This is a genomic window from Sporichthyaceae bacterium, assembly GCA_036269075.1.
Classification (GTDB): Bacteria; Actinomycetota; Actinomycetes; order Sporichthyales; family Sporichthyaceae; genus DASQPJ01.
This window is the reverse complement of record DATASX010000075.1, coordinates 14,498-39,078: the sequence shown is the minus strand read 5'-3', so window position 1 is coordinate 39,078 and position 24,581 is coordinate 14,498. Positions and strand designations below refer to the sequence as shown.

The window sequence follows — 24,581 nt, the reverse complement described above, 5'->3', positions numbered from 1 at the left end:
GTTGCGGTTGCGGAACTCCCACATGCCGGCCAGCAGCTGGGTCAGGCCGCCGTACGCGAACGCGAAGCCCAGCCAGGCGTCGGTGCCGTGGGTCCAGGTGGCGTTCTTTGCCGACAGCAGGAACGTCGTCAGCGCGAAGGCCGCCAGGCCCAACGGGCCGGGATCGGCAGCCAGCGGCAGGCTCATGGTTTGCGGCTGCGCCTGGGGGGCGGCCGGGGCGTCATTCTCTGAATCTCCCGAGGCGGCATGCGCCCCGCGTCCCATTTCATCGGTCTGCGTCACGATTACTCCTCTAGAGGATCTAAACCGAAACCCGGACCGACAACGGGAAGTGTCGCGTCACGAAGGGGCTTCGGGAATTCCAGTCACGGAGCGCGGCAGTCACCATATGGCAATTGCCGGAGCGATTCGAGATCCGAGACCGACAATCGATGCTCGGCCGAATCCTGCGCCGACCGGTCGAATCCGGGTGACGACCGGCCGCCGCGCGCCGCTGATCGTAAGTCCGACGGTAGTCCCCCACCCGGCCCCGTCGGAACCTTCGCGGATGTGAACGCCGACTTTCCGGCGGCGCCCGCGCAGCCTTCCCCATGGCGGTCCCGGCGGCCGTCCCATACCCGCCGGCCTGCAGTCGGTCGCGCTGCACGGCAGCGACGGCACGTCACTCCCGGGACCGTCCCAGAACCGCCGGGGCGGCTGCTCACCGGTCGGCGAAGCGGTCTCGGTCGAGGGCCGCCGACGACTGCTCGCCGGACCTGGACAAGTTCCCCGGAGGCGCCGATCCTGAGAGAAGGAGCCCGGGGAGCGGCCGTCGAACCGCACCCCCCGGTCCGGTGGATGCAGACCACCCTTTTGGTACCGTATCTCGCAGTTGCGGGGCACACAGGGTCCCACACCTAGGCAGATACTCCACCGATGACGCTCCGATAAAAACGCATTCGCGTGATGTCCGAAGCGTCCGTTATCAACCGTTTGGCGACAAGCCCGCCGTTGAGCGATTTCCGCAATGTTAATGATTGCAATGTGCGTTTGATCTCATCTAACGTTCAGGAACGGCCGCCCTGAGCGGGTGTCCTACGTAGTCCCTCGTAGCAAGGTGATGATCAGGTCGTGATCCGGCAGGCGGAGCAGGCGTGGTACCGAGCGCCGTCGACGCAGGCCAAGAGCGATACGGTCGAACCCGACACAACGGCTCCACGTACGACCTCGCTGCTTCACAGGCAGCCACCTGATAGGTCCATGTCCACGTCGGCGCGCAACCGGGCCCGAGAGGGTTCGCGGCGGTTCACGTCCGACGACCCCGGTGTTTTTTAGACATCCGTCACGAAGGGGAAACCTTCATGCCCCCCCAACTCGGATCAGAATCCAACTTCGCTCTGCCCCTCCCGGCCGAGACCGCCGAGGCCGGAAGCGCGCTCATGTCGCACCCGCCCTTTGTGCACACCGACGAGCCCGGTGCTACCGGTTACCGCGGCCGTGAAATCGGCCGTCGGCGCTTCGTCGGCTACGTGCTTGCGGGCTCCACGCTGATCGTCGCCGGCCGCTATGTGGCCGACCCCGAGCAAGCGGCGGCGGCTGACAAGCTGCCCGTGGAAGGGGGCGGTGGCGCCTCGCCGATCCCGAGCAACGACATGCCGTCCGACAACTACGACTTCATGGACTTCATGCGAGAGCAGACCCGGGCCGTAACCCCGCTGCTCACCCTTGAGGTCACCCCGCAGGGCCGCATTCACTTCGACATGCCTCGTAACGAGGTCGGTCAGGGCGTCGAGGGCGGCGTCGCGCAAATCATCTCCGACCAGCTGGAGATGTCGTACGACCAGGTCGACGTCACCCAGTCGAAGGCCCGCGTCGACATGTTCGACGCCCAGCTGACCGGTGGGTCCTCCTCGACCTATTCGCTGTGGGAGCCGCTGCGTGAACTGAGCGAGCTGATCCGCCAGAAGCTGATCGGCGCGGCCGCGAAGACCTGGGACATCTCGCCCAGCAAGCTGCGGACCCGCGACGGCTACGTGCTCGGCCCGCGTGGGAAGAAGATGAGCTACGCCGACGCCGGCTCGATCGCTGCCTCCGCGCAGAACGAGTTCGTCGGCACGATGCTCAACGCCGCGATCGGCCCGCCCAAGCGAGGCGTGATCGGCAAGTCCGTTCCCCGTAAGGACATCCACGCGATCGTCACCGGGACCAAGCAGTTCGCGATGGACCTCGACATCCCGGGTGCCCTTCCGACGATGTGTGCACGGCCGCCGCACTTCAACGGCACCGTGAACAAGGTCAACAACATGGACGCCGTGAAGAACATGCCGGGCGTCACCGACGTCGCGGTCATGAACGGCACCCACCGGTCCCAGGTTGTGGCGGTGCGGGCGAACACGTTCGGCCAGTGCATCGACGCCGTCCGTGCGCTCGACGTCGACTGGGCCGTCGGCAGCACCGGCGGGATCAACACCGACCAGATCTTCGAGAAGATCGCATCGGTCGCACTGCCGATGGAGCCGGCCCCGCCGGGATCAGAGGTCTTCGAGAACAGTTACAAGTTCCACTACCGGACCTCGGGGCCGCTCGAGCCCAACAGCGCGGTCGCGGACGTCAAGCCGGACCAGGCGGAGATCTGGGCGGGATCGAAGATCCCGGGCACCCCGCTCGCGATGGTGGCAGAGGAACTCGGCCTGCCGCTCGACAAGGTCATCCTCAACGTGATCTACGGCGGCGGTTCGTTCGGAACCCTGCTGCACGGCGACCGGATCATGGAAGCCGCGCGGGCGTCGAAGGCTTTCGGCAAGCCGGTGCGTCTGATGTGGCACCGCACCGACCAGCTCCGGTTCGGTCGCCAGCACCCCGGCTCGATCTCCCACGTGCGGGCGACGAAGGCCGGCAACAGCGTCACCAGCTACACCCAGTGGCACGCTTCGGGCTGCTGCGACTTCACCCACAGCGCCGGCGACGTCATCTCCGGCCGCCTGATGAAGAAGGACCCGAGCCACTACTGGGGCAACACCTCGGTGACCGACTGGTTCTACCAGATCGTCACCTCGGTGCCCTACAACTTCGGGCCCACCCGCAGCGCGCTGACCGAGGTGTTCGAATACGACTTCCTGCCCACTGGGCCGGTTCGTAACGTGTACTCCCCGGACGTCGCAGTTGCCCGTGAGCTCCTCGTCGAGGATCTCGCCACGGGCTTCGGGATGGACGGCTACCAGTTCCGGCGGACCTTCGCCAAGAACCCGAGCATGGTCGCCGCGCTCGACGCGGTTGCCAAGCGCGGCGACTGGGGTCGCACAATGCCGGCCGGCACCGCGCAGGCGATCGCCATCCACGGCGAGTACAAGTGCCAACTCGCCTGCCTGATGGAGGTCGACAACCGTCCGGCTGCGGTCAAGGCCCACGAGGCCAACGGCGGCATCGGCCCGCGGGTCACCAAGGCGATCTTCGCCGGCGCCATGGGCATCCCGATGAACCCGGACCAGTGCAAGGCCCAGTTCATGGGCGGCATGATGGACGGTATCGCCGCGGCGTACGCCGAGGTGGCGGACTGGCAGGACGGTCTTCCGCTCCAGGGCGGCTGGGACGACTACGGCTGGACCCGCCACTGGGACTGCCCGCTCGAGTACGACTTCATCGTCATCGACGATGGCAGCCTGGTGCCCAGCGGCACCGGCGAGACCGGTAACGGTGCCGGCTACGCCGCCGCCGCCATCGCTCTGCAGAAGGTGCTCGGCAAGAAGGTCACCTCGTTGCCAGTCTTCTACGGGGACCCGCGAATGCCGGCCGCGACTATTCCCAAGACACCATCGATGCCGCAGAGCCCGACCCGCATTCTTCCTCACTAACACTTCCCAGACAGGAAAGGAGATTCTTGATGTCTCAGCATTCGTTCATCCTGAACGGCAAGAAGGTCACCGTCGACGTCGAGGACGACGTGCGCCTGCTCTGGGTTCTGCGCGACATCCTTAAGGTCCGCGGTCCGAAGTACGGCTGCGGTATCGACCAGTGCAAGGCCTGCACGTCGCACATCAACGGCAAGGCCTTCACGCCGTGCTCGGTCTCGATCAAGTACATCAAGCCCACCGATCACATCACCACGATCGAGGGCCTGGCCGAGACCGCAAAGGGCAAGGACCTGCACCCGGTCCAGGAGGCCTGGGTGAAGCACTCGGTCCCGCAGTGCGGGTACTGCCAGCCCGGCCAGATCATGGCGGCGACGTCGTTGATCAACGACGTCAAGAAGGAGCACCGGAAGATCACCGACGCGGACATCGACACCCTCCGCAACGTGTGCCGGTGCAACACCTATCCGCGTATCCGAACCGCCATCAAGGATGCCGCGAAGAACATGTAATGGTGCTCGGATATAGCTGAGCCGGGAACCACGAGGGCCCGACCGGGACAACCGGTCGGGCCCTCGCCCCGTTCATGGCTCGTTTTGCCGGGTATGTTCAGCTAGCCTTCATGAGAGCACCGTGTCGTCGATGCTCGGCTCGTTTGCCCTAGCTTCTGCAGGGGTAGCGAGCAGTGCGACCCTGGCGACTGCTCGGCCCAGAGCTTAGGAAGGGCAGTGGCAATGTCGAGGAATCCTGGTTGCGACCCGCAGCCCACGGCGAGAGTGCGCACCGCACCGGCTGCGGCCAAGCTGACGGCCGCCGGCGCAAGCGTCGCGTTCGTGCTGGCCGCGACAGCGCTTCCGGCGGCAGCCGCGGAGGCCAGGGGCAACTGCGGTTCCGCCACCGCCCTCGGGTCGGTCACCTGCGTCTACGACGACCCCACAGTCACCAATTACGTGCTTCGCGTGCCGGCCGGGGTGACCGATGTGCACATCGACGCCCGTGGCGCGGCAGGTGGCAACGGCGGCGCGATAAACACCCAGCGGACTGCCCCCCGGGGTGGGATGGGGGGCTTGGTCGCGGCCGACTTCCCGGTCGTCCCCGGTGACGTGTTGCGGATTCTGGTCGGCGGGCGCGGCCAGGACGCGAACGGCATGAAGCCCGGAGCCGCCGGGCTCAACGGAGGTGGCAAGGGCGGCGCCGGAGCCCCCGGCGGTGGTGGCGGCGGCGGTGCTTCGAGCGTGCGACTGAACGGAATCGACCCGGAGTCGCGCATCCTGGCGGCCGGCGGCGGCGGCGGCGCCGGCGGTGCCATGAACTCCGGTGTGGTGGAGTCGGCCCGAGGTGGCGCCGGCGGCGGCGACCGGGGCGAGAACGGTAGCGGCGACTTCTTCGGGCACGGCGGCATCGGCGCGTGCGGGGAGTCCGGCGGGGCCGGACTGGACCGTGTCACCGGCCTGGACGGCCACAGCGGGTACGACGCGAACTGGGGCGGCGGCGGCGGCGAGGGCGGCTACGGCACCTCCAACTCGATCAAGCACTCCGGCACCTGGTCCGGCGGCGCGGTGGGCGCCGGCGGTGGCGGCGGCGGGTATGCCGGCGGCAGCGGCGGCTCGGCGGGCGCGACCCTCGGTGGTGGCGGTGGCGGCGGCAGCGGGTTCGTCGCGACGTCGCCCCTGGCTCCTACCGTCGCGCGGCTGGGATCGGCCACGTTGTTGATGGGCAAGGGCTCTGCCAACGGCAACGGAATGGTGGCCATCTCCTACGGTCTCCCGGTCGGCGGGCACGGTCGATCCGGACCGAAGGGCGCCCCGGCCGGAGCCTCGGCCGCAACCGCCAACGAGCGCCATTGATCGCGATCATCAATTTTTCATCCTTCTGATGAATACGCCGAGGCCGCGATGAACTTGGAGGTATCGACTTTCCCAAAGTCAGGGCCGAACGAAGTCCTCTGACCCCTGCGGTAGCGACCGGAAACCCTTACGGGCAGCACGTTTCCGGATCGTCGCCACCACCCACGGTTGCACCCCGTTTGAGGGCCTCGACTAGCTGAGAAACCCCTGATACCGTGCGGAAATATGACACCGTGGTCGACATCCACCGGACGGCTGTCGTCGGTGCGCAGCCACCGGCATTCGCGGTCCCATTGGCGATCGGTCGCACTTGCTTCGACCGCCCTGCTGATGCTCGCGGGCCTCGCAGGGTTCAGGCCGTCGTCCGGCAAACCAGCCGAGCATGTGTTGACCTCTGTCTCGACGTTCAAGGCCAGCAACGGCGAGGTGTTCACCGCGACCAATCACCTGGTCCAGGACAGCCCCGCGGCCCTGCAGGCCAAACGCAACCTGATCAAGTCGGCGCTGAACGGCACCAACCCGTCCGCGAGGAAGATCGTCACCTCGGACGGCCGAATTCGGCACGAGTATCTCGTTGTGTGGGCAGGCGACAAGAACGCCAGCGACATCACGTCCGCGGACCTCGCCCAATTCAATCCCAGCGTGGATCCACAGACCACGGAGAAGAGGGTCAAGGACCTGGCGCCCGGGCCTGACTTCCTGGCGATCGTCGACGCGACCAACGGTTCCCCGACCGAGGGCCGGGTCGTCAACACCGTGACCGTCGACCCAGTGCGGTCGAACGAGCCACATCACATGCAGTACATGTGGCACAAGGGCGACGCGATCTACGCGGGCGGTCTGTACAGCGATCTCACCTACGTCTTCAGCGTCAAGTCGCTGCCTGCGATCAAGCTCACCGGCGTCAACATGCCCATGGACACTCCGTGCGGTTCGATCCCGGATGCCTACTTCACGCTGAAGGACGGCACCGCGTACGGCACCTACATGGGCGGAGCCGACGTCCCCGGGCCCTGCAAGTACACCAACGGTGCCGTTCGGGTGAGCAACGGCTTCGGCGGTTCGCCGGGCAGCATCGTGCATTTGAACCAGACCGGGAAAACCCTCTCCGAAGTACCGGCGTCCGCGGACCACCCCGAGGGGCTCTGCCCCGACTACCCCGCGCTGCCGATGCCCACCTGCGCGAACCCGCACGGCGTCCAGGTGCGCGAGGACCTCAACCGCATGGTCACCTCGGACTTCGTCGAACCCCGCAACATCGTGCTCGACCCGGTCCGCGAGCCGGACCCGTACCTGTTGCGCGACACAGTCCGGGTCTTCGACATCACCAACCGGGACAACGCGCAGTTGGTGTCGATCTCGCACATGCCCGACGGCCCCCGACGCGAATCCGTGCCCTCGTTCGAGGAACCGCGCGGCACCATGGAGATCGGCATCACCAATCAGCCCGAGCACAAGGGCGTGTTCGTCTCGGCGATGTGTGGCGGCGCCATCTACTACTCGCCGGACATCACCGCCCCGGTCCCGGTCTTCCGCGAGGTCTGGGACGTCACGGCGTTCTCGGCCTTCCACTACCCGGGGCTGTCCCGGGGCGACGGTTGCTCCGGATCCAGCTGGATCCAGATCAGCCCGGACGACCACTACTTGTTCAACGCGGTGATCGGCCGCGGCCCGGGCTCGATCAGCCTCACCGGCAGCGACGTTCCCAAGCAGGTGTTCATGCTCGACATCAGCAAACTGCTTGCGGCAGGCAACAACACCACCTGCGAGATCACCACCCTTTACGAGGCCACCCACGGCGGTTCGCAGTCGGAGTGCCCGACGCAGTCGGACAGCTACCACATGGTCGACAACACCTCCGGCGGCCCGCACTGGGGTGCGATGGACAACTACGAGGTCGGCAGCGACGGGTACTACCACGAGACCAGCCACTTGAGCCGGATCGCGTTCAACGACTACTTCGTGGCCCGTACCAACGTCGACGGCAACCACGAGCTGTGCATCCTGGACATCAGCAAGCAGGGCAAGCTCTCCGTCGACCCGAACTTCGTCGACGAGCACACCGGGCAGCCGTGCGTGGACTTCAATCGCCTGAACTGGCCGCACGGCGGCTTCGGCGACGCGATGCCGCACTCCGAGGTCTTCGCGATCGCGGACGAGGACGTCAAGTAGGACCCTCCGCGAACCGAGCCCGCCGCGTCCTGCGTGGTTGTGCCGCTGCCCTGATTCTGACGGTCGGTCAGATCACGGCGGCGGCGCCCGCTTCGGCGCACGGCGCTGAAACTTCGGCAGAGCTGTCCGGCGCGGACTCGGTGGCCCGCGCGGTGGCGTTGGCCGCTGCTGCCCTGCTGGCCGGTGTCGCGCTGATCCGTCCGTTGGCCGGGGGCCCCACCGACCGTGCCCGGCGAGTGATCCTGGCTGTCGCGGGCGCCGGTGCGCTGGCCGCCGTCATCGGGGCGATCGGCGATTTGGCCGTCGCCCGGTACCTGCTGCTGGTCCCGTTGTTGGCCCTCGCGGCGGCCGCGGCGCGGTTCGGGCCGGCGTTGCTCGGTGTCCCGGCCGGCGGATTGCTCGTGGGGTGGCTGTCCTGGGACACCCGGCGAGCCTCGACCGGCACCGCCGTCCTGCTGCTCGCGCACGTCGCCGTGGTCGCGATCTGGACGGGGGCCGCACTGGCCTCGGCCACCGCCGAGCCGAGCAGTCGGACCGCTGTGGTGCGCCGCGTCGGACCCGTGGCGGTCGGCGCCGCAGTCGTGGCAGCCGGCACCGGTGTGCTGGCGGCGCACAACGACAACGTCACCCTGCACGGCATCACGGTCACTACCTTCGGCACAGTCGTCGTCCTCAAGGCCGGGCTGCTGCTCGCCGCGGCGACCCTCGGCCTCGGAGCGCGGGCCCTACTGCGCGCGCGCCGTGCCGGGCACGGGGGCGGGGGCGGGGGCGGCCGGCTGCCGGCCGGCCTGGAACTGGGCGTCCTGTCCTTCGCGCTCGTGGTCGGCGCGGTGCTGACCAGCCTGCCCGCGCCGGGTCCACCGCCGGCCACCGGCGTTCCACTGGCCCGTGTGCTCGACCTCGGCGAGGCGATCACGGGGCTGATCGTCGCGCCGCAACGCCCCGGCGTCAACCTGGTGCACCTGATGACCGACCGGTCCACCTACGTGGACGTGAACGGTCATCGCTACCAGGCCCAGCCTCTGCCGGGCACCCAAGGCTTGTGGGCGCAGATCCGACTGCCGGCCGGACGTTCGTTGCTGACGCTGCATCAGGGGCGACAGGTGGCGGTCCAGGTCGTCGACACCGGCGCCGGAGCGGCGCAGGAGGTGCTGTCCGGACCCGACGGCGCGGAATGCGTCGCCGCGGCGCTCGGCGCGCTTCTGGGCGGCTCCAGAGGGCCACTGGCGCCCTGCCCCGCGCAGTCCCTTGTTCTCGCCGACGCGGCGGCATTACGTGCTGTAGTCGCCTATCTGGGCACCCGCGGGGTCAATCAGTTGACGCTGATCGCCGACGCCTCGCCGCGCGGGGTCGCCGCCGAGCGCGAGGTCCGCGCCGCCGCGCGCACCGCAGGGATCACCGTGGGCGAACCCGCCGCGCTCGCCGGGCAGAAGCCCCAGGCTGTGCTGGCCGTCGCGGGTTGGCAGGTCTCCGGGACGACGCTGGGGAGGTTCAGCACCGCGCAGGCGCCGACGTACGGGACGTACCTGGCGCCCTGGCTGCTGGACTCCCCGCTGGTGGCGGCGGCCGGCGGCGCCCCGTTGGCCGTGCTGCCGTTCGATCCGGCAGGCCCACCGGCCCAGTCCTACGTGTCGGCGCTGCGCCAGATCGGCCCGCAGCAGGGCGCCTCGGCGACCGGGTTCTACGCCTACCTTGCCGCGTCCGGCCGGGCGCTGCCACCGGCGCCACTTGTGCTCTACGCGGCCGCCGGCGCGTTCCAGATCCTGGGGGCGTCCGGCCACGGCTCCGGCGAAACCGGCGTGACCTGGCTGGGCCGGGGTCCGCTCGTCGCGGTCAGCAAACCGCTGCCCGACCCGCGATGACCGTTCGGCGCGAGCACCCGAAGTGCAGGAATGGAAACCAAGTCTTACGAACCGATGCAAACTAGAATGTTGCAAGAAGCGCTATTGCGCTCCGCAACAATTGCAGCGAATATCACCATGTATCGCTGGTCCTGTGAGGGCCGGGCCCGGCGCCCCGTGTACATGCCGGGTTCGGTGAGGTCTGTCGGGGTAGTCCGGCGACGGTAGCCCGAGCGGTTTCCGCCTATGGGCCCGACGCGGCACGTCCGGCAGACCGCACGCTGGTAACGACGCTGCGGCAAGCTCCGCCATCCGACTGCAAGTGGAAGGACATGCCCGAGATGCCCAATTCTCCCGAGATGCCCGAGATGGCAGACCAGACCGAGCTCAACCGCCGTACGTTGCTCCGCGGCGTGGGCCTAGTCGGGGTCGCCGGTGCTGCAGGCGTCCCGCTGCTCAACCCGACCGGCAAGCCCAAGCCCGACGGCAAGGCGCTCGGCCCGACCTCGGACGTCCCGGTCGGCGGCGGGAAGCTCTACGAGGACGCCGGGGTCGTCGTCACCCAGCCCAAGGCCGGGAAGTTCAACGGCTTCGACTCCACTTGCACCCACCAGGGCTGCCCAGTCAATGAGTTCAAGAACAACCAGATGATCTGCACCTGCCACAACGCCGTCTTCTCCGCCGACAACGGAAAGGTGATCAAGGGCCCCACCTCGCCCCCGAAGAACATCAAACCGCTGCCGAAGAAGAAGATCGTGGTTCAGAACGGCCAGATCTTCAAGGCCAAGTAGCCGCAACTGCCACAAAATGCGAGGCCACTGGTATCAGTGGCCTCGCATTTGCTATATGCTCTCACTCCGCGTAGATCTGCCCGTTCACCACGGTGACCGGAATCGGCGGCAGCGGCTTCTTCGCCGGACCCTTCGTGACGGCGCCGGTCTTGGCGTCGAACGTGGCGCCGTGACACGGGCACTTGAACTGGGTGGCGCCCGCGGGGAGAAGGACCGGGCAACCGGCGTGGGTGCAGATGGCGTCGAACGCCTTGAAGGTGCCCGGCACGGTTTGCACCAGCCAGGCCGTACGTCCGTTGGCCGGATTCGCAGGCGTGAACCGCTTGCCCTTCCCGACCGGGACGTCGGCGACCGCCGCAATGAGCGCGCCCTTCGGCGCCCCCGCTGCCCCGGCTGCCGGGGTGGCGCCGGCGGCGGGCGTAGCGGCTGACGGTTCGGCCGATGCAGCCTCCGCGGTGTCGGCGTCTGGACGGATCAACCTCATCAGCCCGGCGAGGAGCCCGCCGAACACGGCGATCGCGCCGGCCGCTCCGGCCCAACTGATCAGCACCCGACGTTGCGTAAACGCAACCAATGCCGGTGACCCCACCGGCTCGCCGGCGACCGCCGGATCTGCCTGCGCCGCGCGTACCGCGCGTTCCTTCAGCCAGGCGTCCAGGCTGAGGACGCCACCGGAACCGAGCCCGAGCAGCACGGTGAAGCCGAACATGTACGGCAGGTCGGGGCCGAAGAAGTACGGATGGGTGTCCCAGCTGACCGTCAGCCAGAACGAGGCCGACAGGATCATCCCGCCGATCGCGGCGACCCTGGTCAAGAAGCCGACTGCGATGGCGAGACCCACGGCGAGTTCGCCGAGTGCGATCAACAAACCGACCAAGGTCGGGGCGTGCAGTGAAATGCGCAACAGCCACGAGATCGGGCTGGTGTTCTTCAGCGTCTCCATCTGGCCAACGACCGAGCCGGGGTTGGTCGTGTCGAAATAACCCGGGTCGTGCAACTTCTGCAGACCCGCGTAAATGAACGTCCCGCCCAGGAACGCGCGCAGGGGCAACAGCGCTAACCCGGGCCGCGATTCCAGCAGCCCGGGCAACGCTCGGAGATTGGACAAATTGAACTTGGAATTGTTCGGAGTACTCGCCACCGACGAACCGTGACATCGAGGTCGCGGCGTTGTCAACGTGGCGGTAGTTCAGTGCGGTCGGTTATGCGAGGAGCGGGCGAGCGGGGCGTCTGCACCCCGACTGGCGACCACGGCGGGCGCAAGATTTGTGGCCGGTTCACATTGACGAGCACCGACTTGACAGTTGGCGGCGTCATCAACCAGCGTCGCGACTACGGGGGGCGCAAGATTCGGCGTGTGATCCCGGACCTACGCACCGTGGTCGTCCACTGCTTCGGCCCGCGGGTCACGACGACCCCGAACGCGGTCGCCCCGGCTCTGCCGGGCGGGCCGCCCGGCCCGGCAGCGGTCCAGGCCCGCGTTCAGCGCGGAGGCTCGTCGTGCAACCACGCGAGCAGGTCCACTTGGGCGAGTTCGGCCACCCGGGCCGCGTAGCGCGCGTTGTCGTCCTTCCGCACCACGCGGCGCCACTGCCCGGAGGTGCCCCGGTTGAAGAACTTGTCGTTGTTGCGCCACAGCGAGTTGGTCGACTCCGGGGCATGCGACCGCGCGCGCGACTTCATCTTCTCGAACGTCGCGGACTCCACGAGGTCCGGCCACGACTCCTCGGGCACCTCGATGCCCAGCCGCCCGGCAATCCGCCGCATCTGGCCGGCCAGGTCGGCCTTGAGCTCGCGGTAGTGCGCCATCACGACGTTCGGGCGTTCGCGCACGGACCAGAAGGTGGCGATGTGGTGGACGGCGAACGCGAGGTTCGGATCCAGGTTGTCCGGGTCGTACGGCCCGTCCATGAAGCCCCAGAAGCGCTTGCGCGCCGAGAAGGACGGGCGGCCGCCGTGCGTCTTCAGCTCGGCCAGGTCGGCCGTCCCGACCGCGCGTTCCCGAGCCGCGAAGAACGCCTTGTAGTTGGTGTTGAACAGGTGGTTGTCCCAGGACAGGGCCAGGTCGCGCGGATCGCGGGCGACACACAGGTAGGTCACCCGGTCGTCCCACGGCAGGCCGTCCAACGGCGTGTGGGTCTTGATGAACCGACGGTGGGTCTGCGCGGCCAGCTGCGCGAAGACCTCGCCGACCGGACGCAGCGGCGAGTCCAGCCACGGTGAGATGGCGTCCGGGGCCGGGGGCTCGGGGTTCTGCAGGATCAGCAACGCACAGATCGTCTGCATCCACGTCGTCCCGGCCTTGGGCGGGGTGCTGATGACGATGTCGCCCGGGCGGAACTCGAAACCGGACCAGCGGTCGCTGTCCATGAACAGGCTTCGATACCGCACGAGCTTCCGGTCCCCCTGCGCGAGGTCGTCGGTCATGACCTTGATCCAATCGGGGAAGCAGAAAGCAACAGGTCGAACTCGCCGCAGGTATGGTGAGAGCCCATGATCGAGGCGCCGGGTCTGACCGAAGGTTACGTCAGGACCCCCGCCCTGGCGGCGCTGCTCGAGCGCGTCGCGTGAACCCGGCGCGCCAGGTCTACGCGCTGTTCCGACGGAACCTGCTCCACACCGTGCGACAACCGCTGTCGCTGTCGGACGTCACGTTCCTGCCGGTCTTCTTCACGCTGTTGTTCGTCTACGTCCTCGGTTCCGGCGTAGGCATCCCGGGCGAGAGTTACCACTCCTACTCGATCCCGGGCCTGATGCTGCTCAACCTCACCACCGCGGCCATCACGACCGCCGTCGGGCTGAGCGTCGACCTGTCCAGCGGCGCGGTGGCCAGATTCCGGACGCTGCCGATGTGGCAGGGATCCGTCCTGCTCGCCAGGACGCTGTCCGATCTCGTCTCCAGCGCGATCTGCGTGGTCGTGGTGGCTGTGACCGGATTGATCGTCGGGTGGCGCCCGCACGCGAGCGTCCGATCGGTGATCGCCGGGTTCGCCATCGCGTTGCTTTACGCCTATGCACTTTCTTGGTTCTCCGCCTGCCTGGGAATCGCCTCCGCAGGCCCGGAGTCGACGCAGGGCATCGGCCTGGTGCTGTTCTTCCCGACGGCCCTGGTCTCCAACGCGCTCGTGCCCACCGACGGAATGCCGAGTTGGATGCGCCCGGTCGCGAACTGGAGTCCGGTGAGCACCACCACCTCGGCGCTGCGCGACCTGCTCGGCAACAGGGGCCCGACACCCACCCACCTCGACTGGCCGACGCGCCATCCGATCGACGCGACCCTGCTCTGGGTCGCGATCCTGCTCGGCGTCTGCATCCCGCTCGCCGGCCTGCTCTACCGCCGCCGCACCAGTCGGTAGGAGCGTCACCGCCGCGATAAGTTCGAACTCGGACCGGGTTCAGGAGGTTGCGGATGCTCACCTCGGCGGAGTACCGGGAATCGTTGCGAGCCTATGCGCCCCGCGTCTACGTGAACGGGATGAAGATCGACTCGGTGGCCGACGCCGCGGTCTTCGAGCCGGGGATCAACGCGATCGGCGTCAACTACGATCTCGCGCTCGACCCGCGGCACGCGCCGATCATGACCGCGACCGGCCTCGACGGTGGACTCGTGAACCGGATGGTCGCGATCGACTCGTCCAACGACGACCTGCTGGCCAAGTTGGAGGCGGTGCGTCTGGTCTGCCAGGAGTCCGGTTGCGCGCAGCGCTACCTGACCCACGACGGCCTGACCGCCCTGTTCCAGGCGACCGCGGACGCCGACAGCGAGTTCGGCACCGAGTACCACGGCCGGCTGCGCGCCTATCTGGCCAAGGTGCAGCGCGAGGACCTGACCTGCGCGATAGCCATGACCGACGCGAAGGGCGACCGCTCGCTGCGGCCTGGCGCTCAGAGCAACCCAGACGTCTACGTGCACATCGCCGAACGCCGACCGGACGGCATCGTGCTGCGCGGGACCAAGGCCATCGTGACCTCGGCGCCCTACGTGCACGAGTTACTGGTGCTGCCCTGCCGGACGATGCTCGCGGACGAGGCCGATTTCGCGGTCGCCTGCGCGGTCCCGGTCGACGCTCCGGGGATCACGATCATCGCCCGGCCCGCCGGCCGACCCGGGGAGCGCGCGGCGACCTTCTCCAACCGCTACGGCCAATCCACCGGCGTGGTCGTCCTCGACGAGGTCTTCGTCCCGTGGGACCGGGTCTTCCTGGCCGGTGAGGTCGAACACGCCGGGATGCTCACCACCACCTACGCCACGCACCATCGGCACACGTGCATCGGCGCCCGCGCGGGCTTCGGCGACCTGCTCATCGGCGCCGGGGCGCTGATGATGGAAGCCAATGGGCTCAGCCCGGACGCTCACCCGCACCTGCGCGAGCAGATGGTCGCGCTGATCTCGATGGTTGAGGGCTTCTACGCCTGCGGCGTCGCGGCGTCGGTCTACTCGGCCCGCCATGCCACCGGCACCGTGATCCCGGACCGGGTGTTCGCCAACATCGGAAAACTGTTGCTGGCCAACCAGATCTACGACATGCACCGCATCGCGCACTACGTGTCCGGCGGCATGGTCGTTGCGCTGCCCGGGCCGGACGAGGATCACAACCCCGACACCGCAGCCGCGCTCGACCTCGTCCTGCGCGGACGCTCGGACGTCGACGGCAGTCAGCGCCTTGCCGTCGGCCGGTTGATCGAGGACCTCACCGCGTCCTACCAAGGCGGCTGGTACTCGTTGATCTCCTTGCACGGTGGCGGATCGCCGGAAGCGATGAAACGCGAGATCTGGCGCAACTACCCGGTCCCGGAGAAGACCGCGCTCGTCGCGAACCTGCTCGACCGCGGCATCGCCGGCGACCGGCCCGCGACCCGCCGCCAACCCGGCGCCTGCTGCAGCACCGGCTGCCTGCCACCTGCCGCTATCTGATCGCAGTGCTCAGCTTCCTGGTCGGTAGGTCAGCCGCAGCCTCGGGGCCAGTATCAGACGATCTCCACCAGGCCGGCGGCCAGTCCGGTCCGCAGGTACAACTCGAGCAGAACCAGGCCTTCCTCGGCCATCGCCTCGGCGTTGGCAGCCGGGCCGATCCCGCTGATCGTGTGGTGCTCGGATCGGTTGAACACGAACCTGCGCGGGTGCGACCAGTCGTCGTTCTCCACGGTCACCCGAAGCGCGATCGGCCACCGGTCGCGGATCACCTCCACCGCGGTCACCTCGATCAGTCCGTCGGACCCGGTGGACCAACGTCTTCCCAGCAGGCATGCGACCAGCCGACGGCTGCTGTCCGTCGGATCGAAAACCCCGGCCTGTCCGGGGAACTGACCCTGCGTCACCTCAAGAACCTCCGGTCCGGCGGCACGGTTCATCGCGGCGCGGGCCGAACGAAGTTGATCACCAGCGCCGGGCGGATCCTTCCGAACCGTTCATGTGAGGAAGATTTGTACGTGCGGTGGCATTCTCGCCGGCTCCGACCCGGGACGTTCCCGGTCCGAGAGGACGCCGGAACGCCCGCTCTGACGGCTAGTCAGAATTCGAGGCGGGCGGCGTAAGGTCACTGTTCGGTCTCGGTGTCGCGGGTGGCCGCCGGACAAATGTTGCCCACACGATCTTCCCAGGATCGTCCTGGGCATGACGCAGATGACAGTCAGCTCGCGGCCCAGGGGGACGGCCCGAGTGATGCTGAACAAGGTCCCCGAGGTCACCGTCTGGTTCTGGATCATCAAGATCCTGTGCACGACCGTGGGGGAGTCCTTCGCGGACTGGATCAACGGCTCACTGGGCTTCGGGCTGATCGGGACCGCGGTCCTGTTCACCGGTGTGCTGGCCGTCGTCGGGGTCGCGCAGTTGCGGCTGGACCGCTATGTGCCCTTCGTGTACTGGCTCACTGTCGTGGTGGTCTCGGTGGCCGGCACGCTCTACACCGACATCCTCACCGATCAGGAGCACGTCGCGCTGCGGATCAGTTCCGCGGTCTTCGCTGTGGGCCTGGCCGTGGTCTTCGCGATTTGGTACGCCCGCGAGCGCACGCTGTCGATCCACTCGATCAACACCCCGGCCCGGGAAGGCTTCTACTGGCTCGCGGTACTGGTCACCTTCGCCCTCGGCACGGCCACCGGCGACTGGACCGTGGAGCTGACCGGTTGGGGCCCGGGCACCTCGGTGCTACTGCCGGCCGCCCTGATCGCGGCGGTGATCATCGGTTGGAAGGCCGGAGCCGGCCCGGTGCTGACGTTCTGGCTGGCCTACATCCTGACCCGGCCGTTGGGTGCGAACCTGGGCGACTTCTTCGCCTCGCCCCGCTCCGAGCACGGTCTGGGTGTGGGCACCGCGGGTACCAGTTTCGTGTTCCTGGCGGCCATCGGCGCGACGGTTGCCTACCTGAGCTTCAGCCGGGCCGACGTCACGGAGTCGAACGGGCGGTCCGTCTGGCCGTTGCTGACCACGCCGGTAGTGGCGTTGCATCGGCAACGCGCCGCAGTGGCGGGGCTCGCGATGGTCGCCGTGGCCACCGCCGGTCTGCTCACCTACACCTCCCGTCAGCCGCACGTGGTTATCTCCGACGACGGCCCGACGACCCCCGCGGTCGCCGAACCGGTGGTCGCCGACCCGGCGGCGCCGCCGGCGCAGGCCGCGGCATCCGGTGGCGCAGGCGCGTCGGACCAGGCCGCCGGCGCGGGCGTCGGCAAGTTCTCCTCCACCGACCTGACCGGGTTCAAGCAGATCACCCAGGACGCCCTGGGGATGGTCGAGGCCGCTGCGCAGTCGGCCGCGGTGACCCGGATCAAGGACCTGGAGACTTCCTGGGACCACGCCCAGGCCAAGCTGCAGGCCAAGGACCCGACGACGTGGAAACTGCTCGACGGGAAGATCGACGTCGTGCTCAACGAACTGCGCGCCAAGCAGCCGAATCGGACCTATGAGAAGACCGCGCTGAACAACCTGCTCAACGCCCTCGGCTGAACCGCCGAGCCGGCAGCGGGTCGAGCCGGGTTATCCCTCCGTTGGACTGGCGTCAACCACCGCGGGCGCCGGGCCCGTCGCAGAGGAAACCTCGCGGGCGAGGAAGGCCCCGAGTTCGCCGATCGTGGTCATCAACGGTGCCGGGAAGACCACGGTCGTGTTCTTGTCCGCGCCGATCTCGACAAGGCTCTGCAGGGTGCGCAGCTGGAGCGCGAGCGGGTGAGCCATCATCAGATCCGAGGCCTCGCCCAGCGCGGCCGCAGCCAGCGACTCGCCCTCCGCGTTGATGATCTTCGCGCGTTTCTCCCGCTCGGCCTCGGCCTGCTTGGCCATCGCGCGCTTCATGCTCTCGGGCAGTTGGATGTCCTTGAGCTCGACCAGGGTCACCTCGACACCCCACTCGACCGTGGTCACGTCGAGGATCTCGCGGATGTCGAGGTTGATCCGATCGGTCGCGGCGAGGGTCTCGTCCAGGGTGTGCTGACCCACGACCTTGCGCAGGGTGGTCTGGGCGATCTGGTCGATCGCGGCGCGGACGTTCTCGATCGCCACCAACGACTTCACCGGATCCACGACGCGGTAGTACGCCACCGCGGAGACGTCCACGCTGACGTTGTCGCGGGTGATGATCCCCTGGGACTGGATCGGCATCGTGACGATGCGCAGGGACACCCGGTGCAGGACGTCGATGAGTGGGACGATCACCCGCAGACCAGGTTCTCGCACCCCGATCACTCGGCCCAGCCGGAACAGCACCCCCCGCTGGTACTGCTTGACGATGCGCAGCGCCAACATCACGTACAGCACGAGCAAGGAGGCCAGTACCAGGGCGAGCACGATCAGCGTGGTCATGACCCAAGGTTGGCCCATTCGGCGCGGCCGTTCCAGGGCCTGCGCCGCAACCAGTAGCGGGCCCGGCACCGGCCCGGGCATTCCCCGGGCGCGGCCGAGCCGTACCAACGGGATGAACGCCGCCGGATGGCGTGTGAAACGGTCGGGGTCATGAGCACCCTTGATGAGGTCGGCGAGCGGGACGCCTGGCGCTGCTGGCTGTGCGACGAGCCGGTCGACCGGAACGCGTCGGTGAACACCGACCGCGGGCCCAGCGTCGACGCGGGCGAGCAGCCCAAGAAGGGCAAGAAGGGCGCCGGCGGTTCGGAACGACTGGCCCACCGGGCCTGCAACACCCGCAAGGGCGCGATCGCCGCGGTGGTGCCCTGGGGGAAGGACCTGTTCGTCATCGACCCCGCACCGATCGTGAACACCGTCGAACGATTGCGACGTAAGGGCGGCCGCGAGGTCGTGGCCCGGTGCCCCACCCGCCAGGAGGCCGATGCGGCCGGCCTCTGGTTGCTCGACCGGCTCTCCCGGTTGGCACCGGATTTGAGCGCGCGCACCCGCGTCGATGCCGGCGGCGGGCAGTTCCTGCTTGTCCTCGAGCGCGACTGACGACCTCCGCCCGCCGACGGATTCACCCTCAGGTCGTGACGTCGAACAACTCCTGACGCAGCGTCATGTTCAGGTACTGAGCGCAGGTCAGGGCAACAAGCCCGGGCCGTCGATGGTGAACCAACACCCGGTCGCGGCGACCAGCTCCGTTGCACCGTCGAGGATGGAGCCGGAGAGAAAAATCTGCCGGCCCTCCCGTTTGGCAGTCCGGGCCTCGATGCGCAAGGTCCGCTCGACCGGGGTCGGCCGGCGAAACTCGATCTCGAGACGGGCCGTGGCCGCGAACCCGCCCACGGCCGTGGCGAGCTGACCCAGCACGTCGTCGAGGATGCTCGCGACCACGCCGCCGTGCGCCATACCCGGCCAACCGGCGAAGACGGCGGGAATCACCACGTCCGCGACCAGTCCATCGTCCGAGGCGCGGCAGACGACCGGGACGGCCGTGGGGTTGGCCGGGCCACCCGCGGCCCGCTCGAGGATCGCGGAGGCCCGGTTGTTCCCGGCGGCGATCCAGGCGCGGTAGGCCTCCCGCAGATCCCGCGGTTCACCGGACGTCAGACGGCACGTCAGTTCATCGATCCGCTCGGCGATGTCGCTGAGAACGTGTCCGTCGTTCACGTGCCCGACGAGGGCGCCGGCCAGCGCGCGGACCGCGTCCGCCGCCCTCAGTTGTGCTGCTCGACCCTGTTCGTCTCCGGGCCGTTCCATCAAGCTCGGCCCGTGGCCGGGGTCAACGCCAGGTCGTGCTCGGCGATCCACGCGGTCTCCGCGCCGTCCTCGGGCAGCAGCACGCCCCACTCCATCGCGTCGCGCGGTCGAACCTCGTGCAACGCGACCAGCACATCGGCGCTGCTCTGACCGGTGATCTCGCGCCACCGATCGGTGATGCCGGTGACCAGACCGATGCGAACCTCCTCCGACCGGCCGGCGCGGATCAGGCCGATGATCATCGACACGGTTGAGGGCTCACCACCGCTGAAACCGTCGTCGGTCGAGAACTCGGTGAAAACCACATGCACGAACTTGCGTGGCGTGCCGCCGGTGCGAGCGCAGTGGACATCGGTGATGGCCAGGGCCAGCTCGCGCTTCTGGTCCCGGGACAGGGACCCCTGCGGAACTGTCGCGCGGTAGAACGGCATTGTCGTGCTCCCCTCGAGCTCTTGGTGGCCGGCAACGCTACGCGCGCACCCAGGGAGCGATCACGGTGACCTGCGCCGACCTGCACAACCAGGACCTGCCGCTGTTGCCGCGAACGCCTGGGATGTGCCCTGCGCGCCACTGCGCGCCTTGCCCTGCTACGTCAGCATGGACACCGAGGACGGCGCCGACGTGAAGCCGACCGAGCCGGGCCACAATGCCCGGACCAGAACTGCAGACGAACGATGACCGCGCCGTAATGTTGTGAACGTGATCGATGAGCGCGACCAGGACCGTCGAGCTTCGGCCGATGATTCGGGCCAGAACCAGGCTTGCTCGCGCAGTCTGCCCGCAATGCTGCTCGGGAGGGAATCCGAGTGCCGGCTGCTGGACCGCCTGCTGGCCGAGGCACGAGCCGGCCGTGGCGGGGCCCTCGTGCTGCAGGGAGAACCCGGCATCGGCAAGACGGCCCTGCTCGATTACACGGCCGCAGCCGCTTCGGACTTTCGGGTGCTGCGCACGGTCGGCAACGAGGCCGAGACCCAGCTTGCGTTCGCGACGCTGCAGCAATTGTGTGCACCAGGGTTCTCGGGCCTGGAGGAACTGCCTGACCCGCAGCGGAAGGCTCTGCAGGTCGCTTTCGGGCTCGATAGCGGGGCCACCCCGGATCGGTTACTGGTCGGGCTTGCCGTGCTTGCCCTGAGCTCTGCGCTGGCTGCGGAGCGCCCGCTGGTCTGCGTCGTGGACGACGCCCAGTGGTTGGACCGGGAGTCGACGCAAGCATTCGCGTTCATCGCGCGCAGGCTGGCGAATGAGCCGATCGCATTCGTCTTCGCAGCGCGAACCCTCGTCGACGAAACCGCCGGCCTGCCGGCGCTGGTGATCCACGGCCTGGACAAAAAGCCCGCGATGACCTTGCTGCGTTCCGTACTGCCCGATCGGGTGGACGAGCGCGTGCTCGAACAATTCGTGGCCGAAACCCGTGGCAACCCGCTGGCCCTGCTCGAACTGCCACGAGGCCTTAGCCCTTCTCAGTTGGCAGGCGGATTCGCGCTACCCGTGGCGACCTCGCTCAGCGGCCGCATCGAAGCCAGCTTCCGGAGCCGGCTGACGAAGCTCCCTGCACAATCCCGACGTCTCGTACTCGTCGCGGCAGCCGAACCGACCGGCGATCTCGCTCTGGTCTGGCGCGCCGCCAAACGGTTGGGCATCGATGAGTCGGCGGCGGCCGCAATCGAGACCGCAGGTCTTGTGGACCTCGCCGCGCGCATCGTGTTCCGCCATCCCCTGGTCCGATCGGCCGTGTACGGTTCGGCCTCACCCGAGGAACGTCGGGCAGCGCACCGCGCACTCGCCGACGCCACCGATGCGGCGCTCGACCCGGACCGCCGGGCGTGGCACCTGGCGCAGGCAACTAGGTGCCCGGACGAGGCCGTCGCGGGCGATCTGGAGCTCTGCGCCGGGCGGGCCCAGGCGCGCGGCGGATTCGCCGCAGCCGCGGCTTTCATGGAGCGCTCCACCGAGCTGACGCCCGACCGAGCGAGGAGGGCGGGCCGAGCGCTGGTCGCCGCCGAGGCCAAACGGCAAGCCGGGGCGCTGGATGTGGCACTGCAACTGACGACCCTTGCCCAAGAGGGGCCGCTGGACGACTTCCAGAGTGCGCAGGCGGATGTGCTTCGAGCTCGTGTGGCGTTCGCGTCGAGCCGAGGTGGCGAAACCCCGTCGCTGCTGCTCGAGGCTGCCCGCCGCCTCGAAGGGCATGACCCCGTCCTGGCGCGGGAGACCTACCTGGACGCCATCACTGCGGCGCTGTTCACCGGAGGACTCGGGGCCGGGTCCAATGCCCGCGACGTCGCCAAGGCGGCGCTGGCCGCATCCCGACCCGTGAGCCCGCCGCGGGCCGGCGACCTTCTGCTCGAAGGGTTGGCGCACCTCATCGCCGAGGGACCGGCCGCGGGTACCCCACCGCTGCGCCAGGCGCTGACGGCCTTTCGCAGCGACGCACTGGACGCGGAGGATGGTCTGCGTTGGTCCTGGCTGGCCGGGCGAGCGGCAGCGTTCATCTGGGATTACGAGAACTGGGACTGGCTTACCACACGTCAGATCCAGATGGCGCGTGACGCGGGTGCACTTACCGTGCTGCCGCTCGCCTTGAGCACCCGCGCCGGAGTGCCGTTGTTCACCGGGGACATCGCCACCGCCGGGTCCCTGATCCAGCAGGTGCAGGCGGTCGCGGACGCGACCGACGTCCGGACGGCGCGCTACGCGGCCTTCGTGACGGCCGCCGTGCGTGGGCACGAAGCCGACGCGGTTGCCCAGATCCGATCGGCCGCGGCAGACTTCACCTCCCGCGGCGAGGGCATGGGCCTCACGTGCACGCAATGGGCGTCGGCGCTGCTCCACAACGCGATCGGGCGCTACGAGGAAGCCTTCGACGCCGCGACTGCAGCGCTCGAAGATCCTTTCGGGCTCTGGTACTCGCCCTGGGCCACGGTCGAGTACATCGAGGCTGCCGCGCGCACCGGGCGGACCGCGGAAGCTGAGCTCGCGCTGCAACGCCTGAGCGTGGGGACCGTCGCCTCCGGAACGGCCTGGGCAGCTGCGGTCCAGGACCGGTCGGGCGCGTTGCTGGCCGAAGGGCCCGTCGCCGATGCCCTTTACCGGTCGGCAATCGACCTGCTCGGGCCTACCGCGTTGCGCCTGGACCTGGCGCGAACCCATCTGCTGTACGGGGAATGGTTGCGACGCGAACGCCGCAACCGTGATGCGCGCGAACACTTGTCGACCGCCCATCGAATGTTCGGCGAGTTCGGCACCGTCGGATTCGCCGAACGTGCCCGCGTAGAACTGCATGCTGCCGGAGGCCGAGCCCCCAAACCGGCCGAAGCCGGCCCGGACCAGCTGACCTCGCAGGAGATGCAGATCGCCCGGCTCGCCTCGGAAGGGATGACCAACCCGGAGATCGCTGGTCAACTGTTCCTCAGCCCCCGAACGGTGGAATACCACCTCTACAAGGTGTTCCGGAAACTTGGCGTGCGAACACGGACCCAGCTGGCCCGCCGGTCCCTGGAGGCAACCGCCCATCCGGGCCGAGACCAGGCTTAGCGGCGGGCCGGGGCGACCGGCGCGCTGGGCATCTGGACTAGGGATATTTCGGATGCCGCCGGCACATCGCTGACGGCAAGGATTACCCCCTGGGCCCGCCCGATCGTCCCGCGATTCTGCGCGTCTGCACCCAGCGGGGCACCCACGTGCGCCGAGAACGGGGAGGAACGACGATGAGCATCGCGATCATCGGAGTCGGGAACATCGGCAGGGCACTGGCCGAAGCGCTGATCGCAGTCGGGGAACCGGTGGTGCTGGCGGCGACGCAGCCACCGCGAGCCCTGGCGAAGGAACTCGGACACCTCGCCTCGGCCGCTACCACGGCCGAAGCGATCGAGGCTTGCGACGTCCTGATCCTCGCCGTGTGGTTCGGCGTCGCTCGCGCCCTGATCGAGAGACACAAGTCCCAGTTGGTGGGCAAGGTCGTCGTCGACCCGTCCAACCCGATCGCCGTCGCCGACCAGGGACAGTTCAGCCGCACCCTTCCCGCGGACGTCTCGGCAGCTTCGATCATCGCCGCGTCCTTGGCGCCGGGAACCCACTACGCCAAGGCCTTCTCGACCCTCAACGCCGAAGTGCTGGAGCAGGACACCAATCACACCCCCGAACATGTCGTGGTCTTCTACGCAACCGATGACGAACAGGCGCAGACCGCTGTCGAGAAGCTGATCACGGCAGTCGGGTTCACCCCGCTGAAGGCAGGCGGCCTTGACGCCGCGATTCGTCTGGAGGCATTCGGGGACCTCAGCGGCAAGGTGTTCGACCTCGGCGGCGCCCGGAGCGCCCTCCTGACGTGAGACATGGCGTCGGCGCAGCTTCCTCCTTGGTTGACCGCGGCGGACTGACCCTCGTCGACCTGTTCCGGCCCGAGCGCACCCGACCGTGCGACCAAACAATCCAAGGAGAAGCCGATGAAGATCTCAGTGTTCGGCAAGGGCAACGTCGGCGGCGGCCTCGCCGACCTGTGGGAACGCGCAGGCCATCAGGTGACGCGACTCGGTCGATATGGCGGCGACGTTGCCGACGCCGACGTGGTGCTGGTGGCGGTCCCGGGCGAAACGATCGCCGAGGCGCTGCCCAGGTTGACCGGGTTGGCGGGCAAGACGGTGATCGACGCGACCAACCGGTTCGGGGTCGGCGCACCGGACGGATTCGACTCCAACGCGGAGTTCGTGAAGGCCTCAACCGGAGGGCCGACCGCGAAGTCGTTCAACATCAACTTCGCGTCGTTGTACAACCGACTGGGAGAGACCCGGGTCAAGCCGAGCAACCTGTGGTGCGGCGACGAGGAAACGCGCGAGGTCGTCGAGCAACTCAATCGTGACGCGGGCTACGACCCGGTGTACACGGGCCCGCTCAAGAATGCCTCCCGCCAGGAGGCGCTCCTCGAGGTGATCTTCGCGATCAGCGAGGGCATGGGCCCTTACGTCTACCGGTTCGCGCCGATCGAACAACTCTGAGCGCGT

20 protein-coding genes are annotated in these 24,581 nt (G+C 68.3%); 13 read left to right on the top strand and 7 right to left on the bottom strand.

Annotation, left to right across the window (positions count from 1 at the left end):
- On the bottom strand, positions 1-186 hold a 186-nt coding region (locus VHU88_13130; protein HEX3612622.1), incomplete at its 3' end, for a GPR1/FUN34/YaaH family transporter.
- Positions 187-1,418: 1,232 nt separating this feature from the next.
- On the opposite strand from VHU88_13130, the gene VHU88_13125 reads away from it, so the two are divergent.
- From VHU88_13125 to VHU88_13100, 6 genes are all read left to right on the top strand, one after another.
- Positions 1,419-3,830, top strand: coding sequence for a molybdopterin cofactor-binding domain-containing protein (locus tag VHU88_13125; GenBank protein HEX3612621.1), 2,412 nt, complete (start codon positions 1,419-1,421; stop codon positions 3,828-3,830).
- Positions 3,831-3,859: 29 nt separating this feature from the next.
- On the top strand, positions 3,860-4,339 hold the full coding sequence (locus VHU88_13120; GenBank protein HEX3612620.1) for a (2Fe-2S)-binding protein: 480 nt from the start codon (positions 3,860-3,862) through the stop codon (positions 4,337-4,339).
- Positions 4,340-4,603: 264 nt separating this feature from the next.
- Complete coding sequence (locus VHU88_13115) at positions 4,604-5,674, top strand: glycine-rich protein (GenBank protein ID HEX3612619.1); 1,071 nt, start codon at positions 4,604-4,606, stop codon at positions 5,672-5,674.
- 387 nt (positions 5,675-6,061) lie between these two features.
- The gene (locus VHU88_13110) at positions 6,062-7,846 is read left to right on the top strand and encodes a hypothetical protein (GenBank protein HEX3612618.1); all 1,785 of its coding nucleotides are present in this window, start codon (positions 6,062-6,064) and stop codon (positions 7,844-7,846) included.
- A 140-nt stretch (positions 7,847-7,986) separates the two neighbouring features.
- Positions 7,987-9,708, top strand: a complete 1,722-nt coding sequence (locus tag VHU88_13105; protein ID HEX3612617.1) for a hypothetical protein — start codon at positions 7,987-7,989, stop codon at positions 9,706-9,708.
- Between the two features lie 320 nt (positions 9,709-10,028).
- Positions 10,029-10,478, top strand: coding sequence for a Rieske (2Fe-2S) protein (locus VHU88_13100; GenBank protein HEX3612616.1), 450 nt, complete (start codon positions 10,029-10,031; stop codon positions 10,476-10,478).
- A 61-nt stretch (positions 10,479-10,539) separates the two neighbouring features.
- Here VHU88_13100 and VHU88_13095 read toward each other — a convergent pair whose 3' ends face one another.
- Positions 10,540-11,568 (bottom strand): DoxX family membrane protein, encoded by a 1,029-nt coding sequence (locus VHU88_13095; GenBank protein ID HEX3612615.1) that lies wholly within the window; start codon positions 11,566-11,568, stop codon positions 10,540-10,542.
- 392 nt (positions 11,569-11,960) lie between these two features.
- Positions 11,961-12,905 (bottom strand): sulfotransferase domain-containing protein, encoded by a 945-nt coding sequence (locus VHU88_13090; protein HEX3612614.1) that lies wholly within the window; start codon positions 12,903-12,905, stop codon positions 11,961-11,963.
- Between the two features lie 140 nt (positions 12,906-13,045).
- Here VHU88_13090 and VHU88_13085 point away from each other — a divergent pair, with 140 nt between their 5' ends.
- Together VHU88_13085 and VHU88_13080 are read left to right on the top strand one after the other, a co-directional pair.
- Positions 13,046-13,834, top strand: a complete 789-nt coding sequence (locus tag VHU88_13085; protein ID HEX3612613.1) for an ABC transporter permease — start codon at positions 13,046-13,048, stop codon at positions 13,832-13,834.
- Positions 13,835-13,887: 53 nt separating this feature from the next.
- A complete protein-coding gene (locus tag VHU88_13080; protein HEX3612612.1) occupies positions 13,888-15,393 on the top strand; it encodes a 4-hydroxyphenylacetate 3-hydroxylase N-terminal domain-containing protein in 1,506 nt (501 codons plus the stop codon).
- Positions 15,394-15,446: 53 nt separating this feature from the next.
- On the opposite strand, the gene VHU88_13075 is transcribed toward VHU88_13080, so the two are convergent.
- A complete protein-coding gene (locus tag VHU88_13075) occupies positions 15,447-15,797 on the bottom strand; it encodes a hypothetical protein (protein HEX3612611.1) in 351 nt (116 codons plus the stop codon).
- Between the two features lie 295 nt (positions 15,798-16,092).
- Between VHU88_13075 and VHU88_13070 the strand changes: the two genes are divergently transcribed.
- Positions 16,093-17,424: a hypothetical protein gene (locus tag VHU88_13070; GenBank protein ID HEX3612610.1), complete on the top strand. Its 1,332-nt coding sequence runs from the start codon at positions 16,093-16,095 to the stop codon at positions 17,422-17,424.
- Between the two features lie 30 nt (positions 17,425-17,454).
- On the opposite strand, the gene VHU88_13065 is transcribed toward VHU88_13070, so the two are convergent.
- Positions 17,455-18,276 (bottom strand): slipin family protein, encoded by an 822-nt coding sequence (locus VHU88_13065; GenBank protein ID HEX3612609.1) that lies wholly within the window; start codon positions 18,274-18,276, stop codon positions 17,455-17,457.
- A gap of 150 nt (positions 18,277-18,426) precedes the next feature.
- On the opposite strand from VHU88_13065, the gene VHU88_13060 reads away from it, so the two are divergent.
- Positions 18,427-18,873: a hypothetical protein gene (locus VHU88_13060; GenBank protein HEX3612608.1), complete on the top strand. Its 447-nt coding sequence runs from the start codon at positions 18,427-18,429 to the stop codon at positions 18,871-18,873.
- Positions 18,874-18,960: 87 nt separating this feature from the next.
- Here VHU88_13060 and VHU88_13055 read toward each other — a convergent pair whose 3' ends face one another.
- Together VHU88_13055 and VHU88_13050 are read right to left on the bottom strand one after the other, a co-directional pair.
- Positions 18,961-19,581 carry a PaaI family thioesterase gene (locus VHU88_13055; protein ID HEX3612607.1) on the bottom strand — a complete coding sequence of 207 codons (621 nt, stop codon included), beginning with the start codon at positions 19,579-19,581 and terminating at the stop codon, positions 18,961-18,963.
- The gene (locus VHU88_13050) at positions 19,581-20,012 is read right to left on the bottom strand and encodes a tautomerase family protein (GenBank protein ID HEX3612606.1); all 432 of its coding nucleotides are present in this window, start codon (positions 20,010-20,012) and stop codon (positions 19,581-19,583) included. The genes VHU88_13055 and VHU88_13050 overlap by 1 nt, the downstream gene beginning before the upstream one ends.
- Before the next feature lie 352 nt (positions 20,013-20,364).
- On the opposite strand from VHU88_13050, the gene VHU88_13045 reads away from it, so the two are divergent.
- The 3 genes from VHU88_13045 (at position 20,365) to VHU88_13035 (ending at position 24,575) form a co-directional block, all read left to right on the top strand.
- Positions 20,365-23,115: an AAA family ATPase gene (locus tag VHU88_13045; GenBank protein ID HEX3612605.1), complete on the top strand. Its 2,751-nt coding sequence runs from the start codon at positions 20,365-20,367 to the stop codon at positions 23,113-23,115.
- A 173-nt stretch (positions 23,116-23,288) separates the two neighbouring features.
- Entirely contained in the window at positions 23,289-23,912 is a 624-nt protein-coding gene (locus VHU88_13040) for an NAD(P)-binding domain-containing protein (GenBank protein ID HEX3612604.1), read from the top strand.
- Positions 23,913-24,026: 114 nt separating this feature from the next.
- Complete coding sequence (locus VHU88_13035) at positions 24,027-24,575, top strand: hypothetical protein (protein HEX3612603.1); 549 nt, start codon at positions 24,027-24,029, stop codon at positions 24,573-24,575.
- Positions 24,576-24,581: the final 6 nt, after the last annotated feature.